Origin of the sequence: Pseudomonas sp. NPDC087697, assembly GCF_044743155.1 — a bacterium.
Taxonomy (GTDB): Bacteria; Pseudomonadota; Gammaproteobacteria; order Pseudomonadales; family Pseudomonadaceae; genus Aquipseudomonas.
In genome coordinates this window covers 34,745-50,159 of sequence record NZ_JBIUVW010000017.1, presented here as the reverse complement: position 1 = coordinate 50,159, position 15,415 = coordinate 34,745, and the positions used below count along the sequence as shown (strand labels likewise).

General features: G+C 58.9%; 6 protein-coding genes. 5 read left to right on the top strand and 1 reads right to left on the bottom strand.

Annotated features, from left to right (window positions below):
- Positions 1–2: 2 nt before the first annotated feature.
- Complete coding sequence (locus ACIPIN_RS14370) at positions 3–1,151, bottom strand: iron-containing redox enzyme family protein (RefSeq protein ID WP_401119697.1); 1,149 nt, start codon at positions 1,149–1,151, stop codon at positions 3–5.
- A gap of 937 nt (positions 1,152–2,088) precedes the next feature.
- Between ACIPIN_RS14370 and ACIPIN_RS14365 the strand changes: the two genes are divergently transcribed.
- The 5 genes from ACIPIN_RS14365 to ACIPIN_RS14345 all read left to right on the top strand — a co-directional run bounded on the left by ACIPIN_RS14365 (position 2,089) and on the right by ACIPIN_RS14345 (position 15,410).
- Positions 2,089–2,820 carry a thioesterase II family protein gene (locus tag ACIPIN_RS14365; protein ID WP_401119695.1) on the top strand — a complete coding sequence of 244 codons (732 nt, stop codon included), beginning with the start codon at positions 2,089–2,091 and terminating at the stop codon, positions 2,818–2,820.
- Positions 2,807–3,631: an SDR family oxidoreductase gene (locus tag ACIPIN_RS14360; RefSeq protein WP_401119694.1), complete on the top strand. Its 825-nt coding sequence runs from the start codon at positions 2,807–2,809 to the stop codon at positions 3,629–3,631. The genes ACIPIN_RS14365 and ACIPIN_RS14360 overlap by 14 nt, the downstream gene beginning before the upstream one ends.
- 280 nt (positions 3,632–3,911) lie before the next feature.
- Positions 3,912–6,659 carry an amino acid adenylation domain-containing protein gene (locus ACIPIN_RS14355; protein ID WP_401119693.1) on the top strand — a complete coding sequence of 916 codons (2,748 nt, stop codon included), beginning with the start codon at positions 3,912–3,914 and terminating at the stop codon, positions 6,657–6,659.
- A 2-nt stretch (positions 6,660–6,661) separates the two neighbouring features.
- On the top strand, positions 6,662–10,324 hold the full coding sequence (locus tag ACIPIN_RS14350) for an amino acid adenylation domain-containing protein (RefSeq protein ID WP_401119692.1): 3,663 nt from the start codon (positions 6,662–6,664) through the stop codon (positions 10,322–10,324).
- 16 nt (positions 10,325–10,340) lie between these two features.
- Positions 10,341–15,410 carry an amino acid adenylation domain-containing protein gene (locus ACIPIN_RS14345; protein WP_401119690.1) on the top strand — a complete coding sequence of 1,690 codons (5,070 nt, stop codon included), beginning with the start codon at positions 10,341–10,343 and terminating at the stop codon, positions 15,408–15,410.
- Positions 15,411–15,415 lie beyond the last annotated feature (5 nt).

Sequence of the window (15,415 nt, the reverse complement as noted above, 5' to 3'; positions counted from 1 at the left end):
ACTCAAATGGCCGTGACGGTGTAAGTGCAGGACTTGCTGATGATGTACGTGCCATGAATCATTCCCTTGGGGATCACGACACCTTCCCCGGCCTTGAGGCGGACGGTCAGTTCGGGGCTGGCGACAAAATCCAGTTCGCCTGATTCGACCCAGAACAGCTCATCATTGGGGTGGGTGTGTAATACCGAAAGCTCATGTTCAGACTCGGTAATCGTCAGGTCCACCGGCTTGCGGCCCTGGAGGGCAGTGGCCTGTGCACGATGTTCGTCCATCTCGTCATGCCATTTGATATGGGCATAGAGTTCTTCGTCGGCGATGTCCTGAAGTAACTTGAATTCTTCAAAACCGCGGATAAGGTCGGGGATTATCTTGTTGCCGAATTGCTTGATCATGGGAAGGATCAGGCGCTGGAGGGCCATTCTTCCGTGATGGACATCAATGTGTGAATGTTCATCGAAGTATTCGGTGGAGACAGTGCCGTCGAAGATGGTCTTGATGGCGCGTGACTGATGCTTGGTCGTCAGGGCCAGCGTGGCTTCGGTGTAGTACATAGCGCCGATATACCGGAACAGCTCACCATGGTTGGCCGAAACGTAGTGGAAATAGTTGGTGAGCGATAGCGAGCCGGCGGTGTAGAACTGCCAGTAGTAGTGCACGTGATGCGACATGCCCAGGTCCTTGAGCATGTCTTCAAAAATGGTGCTGTGCTTTTTTTTGTCGATGCCGTAGCCATACTCGTCGATCAGAATCTTGAACAGCTCGCTGGTGTAAACACCGCAGTTGCCCAGCACATTGCGCGCCATGGCCGAGGCTTCACTGAGAAAGTCGCCTGCGCATTGAGTCATGAAAAACTTGGCGGCACGTTTTGGTTGGCGGCTGGTGGTCAGCACCTCATAGAGTTTGGATTCGGACTGGGCGACGTCATCCAGTACCTTGTCGGTGTGGGCCACGAAGGAGTCCAGGCACCAGGGACCGTTGATGTGGACCTCTTCCTTGAGCCAGTTGTACAGGTAGTGCTCCAGCAGCGGACGGATCTTTTTACCGCAGGCTACTTGCTGTGGGTCGTAGAAATTCTTGAATTCCTTGAGATCCAGTTCCATCGGCGGCTTGGGTAAAAAGACCAGGTCTTGCTCATAAATATTCAATAACAACCGCTGCGCCAATAGATGTTGGCTGTTTGAAAGCTGATCGCTTGTCAGGCTGGTGCTGATGATTGAGTCGGTGACGTCCTGCGGCCTCGAAGGTCGCTGATATGGGCTATTTGTATAGAAGGTGCGAGGTTGAGCAAAGGCCTTGGCGCCACAATAGTGAGTAAGCGCTTCGGCATCCGCACTTAACAAAAAGTTTGCCGCGTCGTCTGAAAGCTTAGTTGTCCATAACATAAGTAGCGCCTTTCTATGGAGTTGTTCGATGGCCAGATGCTATAGCTTTGGTTTTTCTAAAGACAGATTAAAAATTGTGTGCGCATGTAGTGAAATTCACTAAACGCATAGGTGGAGTTTTCTTTATCGTTCGGGCCGGTTGATTTTTTTGGGTGCGGCGACTACACATGTTTGTCGGTTTTTATTGGCCGCGCTTGGCGTGCCTTTCGGCCGGCGATTGAAGGGGCGTTAGGAGAAATATGATGTCTGTCAGGGAGTTGATATCGGCTGGCTCGCTCCATCCCGGTGAGCCGCCGGCCTCTGGAACGCTATTCGCTGCGCGGCAGCATCCGGTCATGCATCGCGTCCAATCCGTCGTCCTGGCCTTTGAAAAGGTAACACTCCCAATGGCCACGAAGTCAGTGAGGATGTACCTCTAGCATTCGCGAAACGTCGATTAAATTTGAGTGCTTTAGTTGTAGCTGTCCACTCGGACAGTTTCGTGGTTTCAATGTTTTTAGTAACTCCTCCACTTGGAATGGGTGCCTGCATGCATCCAGCATAAATACTTGTTGAAAATGGCAAGTTCATTTTGCATTGCGTCTGGGTGGGTGGTGTTTCTGTTTTCTTGAAGGCGTTTTATTGATTGGTGTTGCAAGGCAGTAGTTGAGATTGCACTTTAATCTGCGTTTTTAATTCTTTCGATTAACCTCTGTCCAGGTGAAGAATGTCTAAAGTTCCATTGTTGTGTTTTCCGTTTGCCGGCGCCGGTCCCTCTGTCTTCCAGCCATGGAAAGCCTTGGCGGGTGATCGCTTTGAAATTCTTCCGGTGACTTTGCCGGGCCGGGAGCGGCGTTTCATCGAACCGGCCTATCGCTCGGTCAAGAACGCGATTGAGGGAAGCCTGGCGCAAGTTCTGGAACTCCTTGCGGGACGCACCGAAGTGGCCATTTTCGGACATAGCATGGGTGCCGTTCTCGCGTTTGAGATGGCACGCAAGCTTTGTTCCGTTCCTTCACTGAAGGTGGTGCAACTGGTGGTCAGCGGCTCGCCCGGCCCCATGTCTCCCCGTGAGGCTCGGGCGACAGGCCTGAACGATGAAATGTTCCTGGCGCAAGTGGCATCGTTCGCTGGTTATAACCATCCGGCGCTGAGTAACCCCGATATGCGCGCCATGCTGCTGCCTTCCCTGCGTGCCGACGTCGAGTTGCATGAAGGCTACCTGCCTGAGTCGGATCAGCCGTTGCACGTGCCGGTGCTGTCGATTCGTGGTGTTCAGGATGACCTGGTCACCCGTGAGCAAGCAGCAGAGTGGTCCCGCGCCACCACTGCCACCTTCACTTCTCTGGAAGTGGACGGCGGGCATATGTACCTGAGTGAAAACCCTGCCGCCGTATTGCAGGCTATCGACACGGTGCTGTCGTGCGTCGAGCCGGAGGCTGCTCATGCGGCTGGTTGATAAGACGGCGGTGATTACCGGTGCGGCTCGTGGGTTGGGACGTTCCTGCGCGGTCCATTTTGCCGAGCAGGGCGCTGACCTGGTGCTGCTGGATGTTGCCTCGGACATCGAGGGTGTCCCCTATGCGCTGGGCACCCTCAGCCAGTTGGACTACACCGCGCAGCTTTGTCGGGAGCAGGGTGTCTCGGTGCTGACTGCCCAGGTCGATGTTCGGCACGGTGCGCAAATCGATGCGGTGATTGCCACGGCCCTGGAGCGTTTTGGCCGGATCGATGTGTTGGTCAACAACGCCGGTATTGCCGCGCCTTCGGGAAAGATGATCCATGAAATCTCTGAAGAGCAATGGCAACTGATGATTGATGTCGACCTGACGGGGGCCTGGCGAATGATCAAGGCGGTAGGGCACTGCATGTTGGCCCAGCGCAGCGGAAGCATCATCAACATCGCTTCGACCGCCGGGTTGGTGGGTTACCGCAATTTCGCCGGCTACGTCAGTGCCAAGCACGGCATTGTCGGGTTGACCAAGGCGGCGGCACTGGACTTCGCCTCCTTCAAGGTTCGGGTCAATGCCCTCTGCCCAGGCTCGGTGCGAGATGACCCCAAGGTCGAAGGCCGGATGTTGTCGGAGATCGCCCGTTCACTTGAAGTTCCCACCGGCGAGCACGAGGAAATCTTCGTCCAGGCTCAACCGATGAATGCCTTGATTGAGCCAGAGAGCATTGCCACCACTGCGATATGGCTGGCGTCCGATGATGCACGCCAGGTGACAGGCAGCGTCATCACGGTCGATGGCGGCTTTACTGCCCGTTGAAGGCGGCCCGTCTTTCATAATTTTCCAGGGCTCGTGGTTGTGTATACCCAGGAGCAATAAGGCCAGGTTCAAAATGGACAATCTACTTAGCACAGCTGTATCGACTGAGCCTCGTGTTTCTCAGCGTTCCGCCGTTGTTGGCTCAAGGAGCCGCGATGGTGCTTATTGCCATGCCGTGCGCTACAGGATAAGTGGCGTTTCTTGCACTACACAGCTTCAACAACATTACTCACGAGTGGTCGCTCGCTATTTGCCCGGTGGCGATACCGCCGGTGCGCCTGTGCCCTCCATCCTCTGGCATGAAACCGTTGCCGGTCAGTCCCGGGATGCCGTGGCGGTACGCCGCTATTCAGCGCAATTGCGCAAGCCACTTTCGCCATCGAGCCCAGCTGCATTACGGGCGGTGTTGCTTGAGTACGAAGACGATGTGTGCGACTTGATCCTCGTCGGGCGTCGCAGCCAACTGGATTTGCGCTCGTTGCTGCTGCTGGGGGATGCATTGCTGAGCGGCAGCGACCTGCCTCTTCAGTTGGTCGGCGATGCTGAGGAGGGCACCTGCCTGCCCGGTGAAGAGAGCCTGGAGGATGAGCGTTTTCCTGCTCCGGAATGGGCGCTTGCGGAGCCTGATCAGGCGCCGCGGCTCAAACGCTTCCGGCTGGCATTGGCGCAGAGCGACAAGGGCAGCACAGCCAGTTGGCTGGCGGCTTTGGCGGTGACCCTGGGTAAGTACAGTGAAATGGAACCTTGTGAGGTCGCGACCCTGGTTATGGATAGCCAGCGCCCGCCTTATGCCATGGGCGTCTACGAGCGACTGGTGCATGTGCCGATAGCGCCTGAGTCACAGAGCCTGTGCGCTGCTTTGCTGGAAGATGTTAACGCTCGTCTGTCGCGTCTGGAGGATGCGCCCTCGGGCACGCTCAAATCCTTTGTAGCGGCCATGATTGTCCCGGATCCCCAGGCGGACCTGGTCCCGTTCCGTGACTATCAGTCGTCGTTGAGCCGCCTGTACTCGCTGCTGTTTCTGCGTGGCAGCGACGCTGAAGGCCAGGCCTATCTCGAATGCTCCTACCATTGCCGATCGTTTGATGGCGAGGTGATCCGGCATTTTGCCCAGTCACTGATCTTCGTTCATCAGCAATTGCTCCTGAACCCGCACAACAGCGTGAAAAGCCTGCACCTGCTCAGTGATAGTCATGCCCTGCACCTGGGGGCACTGGGTCGTACGGTTCAGAGCGCGGATCCGGCCCAGCGGATTGATCAACTGTTTGCCGAGCAAGCCCGCTCTCATCCCCATGCCCTGGCGCTGTCGTTCGAGGGCCAGAAGCTGAGCTATCAGGCACTGGACGAGCAAAGTAGCCAGTGGGCCCACGTATTGCGCGCCGAAGGCGTTGCACAAGGGGATCTGGTGGGCGTCTGTCTGGAGCGTTCCCTGGAACTGGTGGTCATGCTGCTGGCGGTGCTCAAGGCCGGGGCCACTTATGTGCCGCTTGACCCGGCGTATCCTGCCGAACGGCTGGCCTATACCGTCGAAAATGCCCGCATCGGCCTGGTCGTCGCCACCCTTGCGCAGTTCCCGAGCCCGGTCCGGTTACTGTCCCCCCAGACCATTATCGAGCGCTGCGTTGCTTATCCGTCGGTTGCGCCGGCGATTATCACGGACTCGCAAGCACCTGCCTATGTCATTTACACCTCAGGCTCCACCGGCAAGCCTAAAGGCGTGGTGGTTCGCCATTGCAACCTGCTGAGCCTGCTGGCTGGCACACAGGAGGACTTCAAATTGTCCGCGTCCGATACCTGGACGCTGTTCCACTCCAGTGCGTTTGATTTCTCGGTCTGGGAAATGTGGGGCTGCTTGTTGACCGGCGGGCATTTGGTGGTGGTTCCGTATTGGGTGTCCAGGTCGGCCCGGGAGTTTCACGAACTGCTGGTGCGTGAACGGGTCAGCGTGTTGAACCAGACACCCTCGGCTTTTTCACAGTTGATCGAGGCCGACGAGCACAGCGGCGAGCCCTTGGCATTGCGCCTGGTAGTGTTTGGCGGTGAGCCCCTGGACGCCGGGATGCTGGTGCGCTGGTTCGACCGTCACCCTGAATCCGCTTGTCGAATGGTCAACATGTTCGGCATCACCGAAACCACCGTGCATGTGACGGCACAGACCATTACTCGTCGAGAGGCCCTCAAGGCCACGCGTTCGGTCGGTCGGCCGGTGGATGGCTGGCACGTCTACATCATGGACGAGGCGGGTCAATTGCTGCCGCCAGGGGTCAGCGGCGAGATCTGTGTCGCAGGTGCCGGGGTAGCCCTTGAATACCTTAATCAACCGCAGCTGACGGCGGAGCGCTTTATCAGCGGCCCCCAGGACACCGGCCGGCTCTATCGCAGCGGCGACAAGGGTCGCCTGCGCCCCGATGGCCGGCTGGAACACCTTGGCCGTCTGGACAGCCAGGTCAAACTGCGAGGCTTTCGTATCGAGCTGGATGAAATTCGCTCGGTGCTGTTGCAGGTCAATGCCGTGGTCGCCGCAGCGGTTGTGCTCAATCAAGGTAAGACGGGGGATGCGGCATCGGCGCGACTGGATGCTTATCTCGTGCTCAATGGCGGCAGTGTCCAGGACGTTCGTCAGCATGCTGGCAAGTTTTTGCCGGATTACATGCTGCCTTCCACCTTCACCGTGCTCGACGTCTTGCCACTGACGGCCAATGGCAAGCTTGACGTGCGTGCCTTGCCGGCACCGACTTTGCAAGTGCAGGCATCCCTGCCCGGGGAAAAAACCGTGGCTGCCGGCGACGACGTGACCCAGGGCCTGGTCGCGATCTGGGAAGCCGTGCTTGGCGTGCCGGTGGGCCTGGATGACAACTTCTTTGAGCTGGGTGGCAACTCACTCTATGCCGTGCGCATCGATGCCATGTTGCGTGAGCAGCATTTACCTTCGATTCCCATGCGCGAGATCTACATTCAGCAGACGGTTCGCAACCTGGTGGGTTTTCTGCAGGCCTCTGAGGCTGAACAGTCGAGTGCGGGTCTGTGATGATGAATGCCCACTCATCACTTGATGACATCCTCGTTCGCGAGCGAACGCTGGACCTGACTGATCTTGCTTCAATCACCCTCAGCCCGGCGTTGGTCCTGGCGGGATGGTCGTGGCTGATTCAGGTCTATGCACAACAGCCCTTTATCGAGCTTGAAATAGTGGCGCCGGGCGCGCCATCGTTGGCCCTGAACCTTGATATCGAGCTATCCCATTCCTTCTCGGTCTTTGCTGATCAGATTGAACGGCGCCTGGGTCAAGTGCCCGGGACTGCGCTGTACGTCGCCTCCATCAGGGCCAGCGTGCCAGATGCCATCGACGCACTGCGCACCTGGCAGGAAATCAAGGTGGTCTGGGGTGGCGGGCAACTGCAACTGCGCAGTGACCTGACCCTGGATGAACCGGCTTTCGGGCGTTATGCCGATCAATTGGCGCATGTCTATCGACAGCTGGCGCAAGCGCCCGATCGGTTCATGAGTGAGATGGGCGCCTTGCCGGCCGAGCAGGTCGCGCAGGTGCTCGATGGGTTCAACCAGACCCGGCGTAGCTACCCGGCAGGCCAGACCATTGAACAGCGGTTTTCAGTAATTGCCTGGCAGTTTCCCGACCGGTGTGCGGTCATGTACCGCACTCACGGCTTGACCTATCAACAACTGGAGCAGCAGGCCAACGGGCTCGCCGCTCGCTTGCGGGCCGAAGGCGTTGTCGCGGGCCAGATCGTGGCGCTACTGATGTCGCGTGCGCCCGCCATGGTAGTCGCGACCTTGGCGATTCTGAAGGCCGGCGGCGTGTATCTGCCGATTGATCCAGACTATCCTGAGGACCGTATCAACTACCTGTTGCGCGACAGCGGCGCGGGCCATTTGTTGGTGGATGGCGCCCGGCAGGCGGAGAGGCGTGAGGTCTTTGCCGGCCGAGTCATGACGGTCGACGATCTTGCCTCCCAACTGCCAGCGGATCCCGCGCCATTGGCCCCTGACCGTGCCGGGACCGCGGCTTATGTCATGTACACCTCCGGCACGACAGGCCAGCCCAAGGGGGCGATCGTGACCCATAAGGGCGTGATGCGCCTGGTCTGCAACCCTGACTATGTCGAGCTAGATCAGCACACCCGCATGCTGCAGGCGGGGGCCATCGGTTTCGATGCGGCGACGTTCGAAGTCTGGGGCGCGCTGCTTAACGGTGGCTGCCTGCAAATCGTTGATCGCGACGTGTTGCTTGATGCGACGGCGCTGGGCCGGTTCCTCGCCCTCCATCAAACCACCTGTGCCCTGATCACCACATCGCTGTTCAACCAGTTGGCTGAACAGGATCCGGCGTTGTTCAAGCCATTGCATCAGTTGGTGATCGGCGGGGATGTCATTTCCCCCCTGCATGTTCAACGGGTGCTTCGCGCCTGTACGCCGTTACGCCTGATCAATGCTTACGGACCGACTGAAAATACGGTGATCTCGACGGCTTGCACCGTTACGGAGGCCGACGGTCTGCAGATTACCATCGGGCGTCCTATTGCTAATTCGACCGCCTTTATCCTCAACCGCTTCGGTTACCCCGTACCGATCGGTGTTGAAGGTGAACTGTGCGTCGGAGGAGACGGCCTGGGCTTGGGGTATCTGAATCAGCCGGACCTGACACGGGCTGCGTTCCGGCCCGAGGCGGGCATTGGTGGGCGCAAGATTTACCACACCGGTGACATGGCGCGCTGGCGGGAGGATGGTCGTATCGAGTTCCTGGGTCGACGTGACCATCAGGTGAAAATTCGTGGCTTTCGGGTGGAAACCAGCGAGATAGAGCAGCAACTGCTCGCATTGGAAAACGTTCGTGAAGCCCTGGTGCTGGTGCTCAAGCAACCAGTGACCCAAGAGCGTGTCCTGGTGGCATACGTGACCCTGGATGAAGCCGGGTCCCTTGACCGCGTGCGGCATTTGCTTGCGCAGAAGCTGGCGTGGCACATGGTGCCCGCTGCCTTTGTCAGGCTATCGGGTTTGCCTCTGGCGACCAATGGGAAGGTCGACCGTTCGGCGTTGCCGCTCCCTGAGCCTGCTGATTTTGCCTTCGGTGGGCTTGATACCACGCCGCCTTCGAATGAGACCGAACAGTCATTGGCGCGGCTATGGGCCAAGGAGCTGGGAATGGCTCAGGTGGGTATCCATGCCAGCCTGTACGAACTGGGGGCCAGTTCGTTGACAGCGACGCTGCTGGCGGGGCGTATCGAGCACGCGCTGGGTTTGCGCTGCCCGGTGGCACAGTTGCTGGCAACGCCGACCATTGCGCAGGTCGCGGTTTACCTGGATTCGACAGAGGGTCTTTCGGCGGCGCTTCCCGAAGGGATGAGCGCTGCTGGCAAACAACCGCTCTACGCGGTTTCAGCGCAACAACACCGCGTCTATATCGAGCAAATGAAGGACGATCGGGCTACCCACTACCATTTGCCGATGGTTGTGCAGCTCCCCGAGACACTGGACGCGGAGAAATTGTTGGGGGCCTTGCAAGAGGTTGTGCAACGCCACGAAATCTTGCGCACGGATTTTCTACAGGAAGGCACCTCAACCTGGCAGCGGGTCCATGAGCAAGTGCCGGTCGAACTGAACGTCCATGACTATGCCGGGACGGCCGAGGCATTTCTCTGCGAGTTTGTCCGCCCGTTCCAGTTAAGCAATGCTCCATTGTGGCGTGCGGCATTGGTGCGGCACAGCGGCGGTACCGCGCTGATGTTCGATATCCATCACATCATTACCGACGGCTTCTCCCTGGCCATGCTGTTCAGACAATGGGCCCAGGCCTATGACGCAGTGCCGGTCGCCCAGCCGGGCCTGCACTACAAGGACTATGCCCAATGGATCTCGCAGGGCGCAGCTGCACCACTGTTGGCGCAAGCCAGAGCTTATTGGCACGAGGTTTATCGTTTGCCCTTCAGGCCGCTGGATATCCCTTGTGATCATCCACGCACGGCAAAGCGTTCCAACGCCGGCGGCAGGCTTGATTTTGAGCTGGGATCTATGCGCACCGCCGCGCTGCGCGCACTGGCGCGGGAGCGAAACGTCACACTGTTCCAGGTACTGCTGGCCGGTTACGGCCTGTTTCTGGCGCGCGTCAGTATGGCGCGGGACGTTACCCTCGGGACGCCGGTCTCCGGCCGTAACCTGGCGCAAAGCCAGACTCTGCAGGGCATGTTCGTCAACACCGTGTGCCTGCGTTTACAGCTGCCGGGGCACGTACGTTTTGATCAGTTCCTCCAGGACGTTGCCGGACACGCCAACCAGGCTTTCGATCATCAGATCTACCCGTTTGACGGGCTGGTGAAAGAGTTGCCAATCGTCCGTGAGCCCAACCGCAACCCGCTGTTCGACAGCCTGTTTGCCCTGCAAAACACTGACCTTGAGTCGATTGATTTTCTTGGTGGCCAGCCACGTTGGGTACCCGAGGCGACGCAGAGCACGATTTTCGAGCTCAACTTGCAGATCAGCGAGCAGCCGCAGCAACTCACGGCCGCCTGGATGTACAGCACCGATCTGTTTCTTGCACCGACGATAGGCAGTTTTCGCGATACCTATCTGGCGTTGCTGGATGCGTTGTTGGCCGACCCTTCGCAAACCCTTGATTCGCTGATCACAGAGCCGGCCGAACAGGCCGTTGAACTGCCCACTATCGATTTCTGTTTCTGAAATTCTGGAGCTTGTCATGCAATCCATTGAAACCCTTGGCCAACTCAAGGTCGCCGCTGCCCAGCGCCCGAAACAAGCCAGTTACTGGCGCGAACTGTTCAAGCTGGACTGGAGTAAAACCGGTTTTGCCGTGGACAAGTCCGCGAGCGCTGAGCCACGCCAGGGTACGTTGAGCTTCACGTTACGCGCTGATGTCGCGGCCAATGTCATCAAGGTGGCCCGAGGCAATGAAGCCAGCCAACAAGTACTGCTGACTTCAGCGGTCATGGCGCTGTTGCATGTCTACACGCGTCACGAGGTGATTGTGGTCGGCCTGCCGGCCAGCTTTGAGGCCAGCCTGGCCGCTTCGCAAAACCTGGCATTCCCCCTGCACGCCAGCCTGGATGGTGCTACCAGCTTCAAGCAGTTGCTGGATCAGGTGCGCAGCCGGGTACTGGGTGCGATAGAGCACAGTGACTACCCGCTTGAGCTGTTTGCCGAAGAGTTTTCACTGCCTGAAACCGAGGGCCAGAGCCCGTTCTTCGAGGTGGCCGTGGAAATCGCCCACCCTGAAAAACCAAGCCTTGCGCAGTGTCTGGACATCGCGACGCTGTTCAGTTTCACCGTCACTGCTGAACAGGTCGAATTGGCCATCAGCTTTGATGAGCGCCTGTATGAGACGACGACGCTGCGCTGGCTGGCCATGCACCTGGAGGAACTGCTGGCCCAGGTCCTGCGAGCGCCTGAAGCGCCGTTGGCGGATCTGAACTTGATGACGCCCCGCGACGTGGATTTCCTTGCCACCGTCAATGCGACCGAGCAGGCCTACGACCAGAACGTGAGAATCGAAGCGTTGTTCGCCCGTCAGGTGGTCCAGCGACCCGATGCCATTGCGGTGGTCACGGACAATGGACAGATGACGTTTGCTGAACTGGACAAACGCTCCAATCAACTGGCCCGTACCCTGGCCGATAGGGGCGTATGTCGTGATCAGGTCGTGGCGGTGGTCGCCCAGCGCTCCAACGAAATGCTGGTGGCGATTCTCGCGGTCATCAAGGCCGGCGGGGCGTACTTGCCCATTGATCCGAACTACCCGCAGTCGCGCATCGACTATGTGCTCAATGACAGCGGCGCCCGTCTGATCCTGGCGCAGACGCACTTGTTGAGTGACTCCCAGGAGCGCACCCAGCAGGTCATCGACATTGACGATGCCAGCGCTTACGCCGCTGACGATCAGGCTCTGCCTGCCGTGGGCGACTCACGCAATCTCGCCTATGTCATCTACACCTCCGGCTCCACCGGGCAACCCAAGGGCGTCATGGTGGAGCACCACTCGGTCGTCAATCGCCTGGCCTGGATGCAGCGTGCTTATCCCATCGGCCCTGGCGATGTCATTTTGCAGAAGACGCCCATTGCCTTCGATGTGTCGGTATGGGAACTGTTCTGGTGGATGATCGAGGGCGCGACGGTATGTCTGCTGGCGCCGGGCGCGGAACGTGACCCGGAGGCAATGGTCAGCGCAATCGAGGCCCATCGGGTCTCAACCCTGCACTTCGTGCCTTCGATGTTGAACGCGTTCCTCGGTTATGTGCAAAGCACTCAATCAGGCGCCAGGTTGGCGAGCCTGCGCCAGGTGTTTGCCAGCGGTGAAGCGTTGGGGGTGCATCAGGTGCGGCTGTTTGAAACGCTGCTGTTCGACACTCACTCAACGGCCTTGATCAATTTGTACGGGCCGACTGAAGCCACGGTGGACGTGTCGTACTTCAACTGCTGCGGGCGCGATTTGAGCCACGTGGTACCGATCGGCAAACCCATCGATAACACTCGCCTGCACATTCTGGATGCCAACCTCAAGGCCATGCCGGTGGGCGTACCGGGTGAGTTGTGCATTGCCGGCGCCGGCCTGGCCCGTGGTTATCATAAGCGCGAGGCGTTGACTGCCGAACGCTTTGTCGAGCAGCCAATGGAAGGTGAGTCGCGCCTCTACCGCACCGGCGACCTGGCGCGCTGGTTGCCGACCGGAGAAATAGAGTACCTGGGGCGTATCGATAACCAGGTCAAGCTGCGTGGCTTGCGCATCGAACTGGGGGAAATCGAAACCCGCCTGCGGGCCTTTCCCGAGGTTCGTGAGGCGGTGGTAGTCGTTCGCCAGATCGGTGAGACCCAATCGCTGTGCGGCTACGTCGAGGCTCCGCAGACATTGGACTTGACGCACTTGCGCAGTTTTCTCGGACAATTTCTGCCGGACTACATGGTGCCGACGCACTTGACTGTCCTTGAGACCTTTGCCTTGTCCCCCAGCGGCAAACTTGATCGCAAGGCCTTGCCGGATCCGCTGTTGGCAAAAACCGACGACACCGAATATGTGGCGCCGCGTAATGCCTCCGAGGCGTTGTTGGTGACGATCTGGGAGGACGTGCTGGGCGTCCGGCCGATTGGCGTCCATCACAACTTCTTTGCGCTGGGGGGCGACTCCATCCACTTCGTGACCATTCTGGCCCGGGCTCGTACCCAAGGGCTGGACTTCACGTTCCAGGACTTCTTTGCCCGCCCGACGATCGCCAAGCTGGTGGACGGGCTGGCGTCAGGCAGTGTCGGCGAGCAGGCTCGCCATACCTTTGAGCCTTATGAGCTGCTGACCCAGTCTGATCGCGATCGCCTGCCGGACAGCGCCGAAGACGCCTACCCGTTGTCCATGCTGCAGGCGGGGCTGATCTTCCAGAACGAACTGAGTTTCGGCACGGCGCAGTATCACGACATCATCAGCTATACGATCAAAAGTGCGATTGACCTGGCGGTATTCGAGCAAGCAGTGCAGATTCTGGTGCAGCGCAATCCGATTTTCCGCACCAGCTATCACTTGTCCGGGTTTGACCAGTTCATTCAGATGGTCAATCGGGAAGTGGAGTTGCCGCTGACCATGGCGGACCTGCGTGGCATGGACGAGCGAGCGCAGGAACAGTGGTATCAGCAATGGCTCGAGGATGAAAAGGCCCACCGTTTCGTCTGGGAAAACGCCGGTCTGGTGCGCCTGCATGTGCATGTACTGAGCGACAACCTCTACCGGTATGTCCTCAGTCAGCACAATTCGGCCCTGGATGGCTGGAGCATTACGCTGGTGCACACGCAACTTTTTGAAATCTACTACAGCCTGCTCAAGGGTAATGCCTACGACAAGCCGCTGGTGGATAACCATCTGCGCAATTACATGGGCCTGGAACAGCAGTCCCTGGCCAGCGACGCCGACCGGCAGTTCTGGCGCAACCTGATGGAGAACGCGCGGTTTACCCAACTGCCGCGCTTGCAACCGGAGGTACCAACCTCGGGCTTGTCGGTGGTGTTCCATGAAGTGAAGATCGACAGCCTGCTGTCGGAGCGCATCATCGCCCTGGCCGACGCCCTGAATGTGCCGGTCAAAACCGTGCTGATGGCCGCACACTTGAAAGTCTTGAGCGAGCTGGCGGCCGATGACGACGTGTTGGTGGGCTATGAACACAGCGGCCGCCCGGAAGTGGATGGGGCGACGCGGGCGATTGGCTTGTTCCTCAACACCCTGCCGCTGCGGGTGAAGATTGCCGAGGGCTCCTGGGCGCAATTGATCCAGCAGGTGTACAACGCGGAAACGGACTTGTTGCCGCACCGTCGTTACCCGATGGCCCGGATCAAGCAAGACATGGGGACTCAGCAACCGCTGTTCGAAACCGCGTTCAACTACACGCACTTCTACCTGCTCAAGGACCTGGAAAGCCTGCCGGAGTTTGACCTGCTGGACGTGCGCGCCAACTCCGAAACCGAGTTTGTCCTGCGGGCCGAATTTTCCCGGCATTTTTCCACCGATGACGTCCGGCTCAGCCTGCACTACCACGACCATGTCTTCAGCGCGCAATACATTGAGCAGATGGGCAGTTATTACCGCCAGGCGTTCGAGTTGATGACCCGTGACATGCAAGCCCGCCATGACGCAACCCCACTGCCGACACCTGAGCAAACAGTGCAGTTGAACCTGGCACGTACCTCTGAGGCGTTGACCTTCCTGCGTGCGATTAAGCCGCAAGCCAATGAACAGGGAGCTGCGCCACTGACCCCAAGCTCACCGACGGAGCGACGCATTGCCCAAGTGTGGGCAGAGGTCCTTGGTGTGCCGGTAGAGAACATCATGCTCGAGGACAACTTCTTTGAGCTGGGGGGCACATCGTTGGCGGCGATCCGTGTTGCCCTGGTGTCTGAAGGGTTGATTTCCATTCCCAACCTGATGCGTCATTCCACGCTCAAACCCCTGGCACAGGCAATCGATGAAGGGGCGGGCAATACCCAGAGTCTTTTGCAGCGCCTGGCGCCTGCATGTGGCGATGCAACCATATCGGTGGTGTGCTTTCCCTATGCGGGGGGCAACGCCATCAACTTCCGGGACCTGGGCCAGACCCTGGCGTCTGGCGGCACTGCACGGGATATCTTTGCCGTGGAACTTCCAGGGCATGACATTACCCGTGCCGACGAATCCTTGCTGGATGTACGTGAGGCTGCGCAATGCGTCGCCCGTGCGATCGATCAAACCTCGCCGACCGTGCCGTTGCTGTTCTGGGGCCATTGCGTGGGGGCGGCGCTGATGCTGGAGACCGCGAGAATCCTGGAAGACAACGGCCGGGAGATTGTCCGGGTATTCGTGGGCGGCAAACTGCTGGACAACGCCGAGACGACTCGCCAGCGCACGGCCCAGACCCAGGCGCTTTCCCATGATCAGGTGATGAACTGGATGGTGGGCGAGACCGGTTACCAGGAGTTGGCGGATATGAGTGAGCAGCAGTCGGCAACCTTGATCCGTGCGTTTCGCCACGACGCCACGGTGGCCAATCTCTACCTGGCAGACGCGGAGCAGGAGTGGAGCGCTCGCACATTGACGGCCCCCCTGACCGTGGTGGTCACCCGGGACGACACCATGACACCCGAATATGCCAATCGCTATCAACGGTGGGGCCTGTTCAGCGAGGAGGTTTCCTTGCACATCATCGAGGACGGTGGACATTACTTCTGCCGGACTCGCCCTGAGGCGGTCGCTGCCGTGATCAAAGGGGCGATCCAGGCATGCACCCCACGTACTAATCCATAAGGAAT

What these genes read in the sequence shown, in the direction of transcription:
- ACIPIN_RS14360 (WP_401119694.1), top strand. Translation starts at nt 2,807, where the DNA reads ATGCGGCTGGTTGATAAGACGGCGGTGATTACCGGTGCGGCTCGTGGG.
- ACIPIN_RS14350 (WP_401119692.1), top strand. Translation starts at nt 6,662, where the DNA reads ATGAATGCCCACTCATCACTTGATGACATCCTCGTTCGCGAGCGAACG.
- ACIPIN_RS14365 (WP_401119695.1), top strand. Translation starts at nt 2,089, where the DNA reads ATGTCTAAAGTTCCATTGTTGTGTTTTCCGTTTGCCGGCGCCGGTCCC.
- ACIPIN_RS14345 (WP_401119690.1), top strand. Translation starts at nt 10,341, where the DNA reads ATGCAATCCATTGAAACCCTTGGCCAACTCAAGGTCGCCGCTGCCCAG.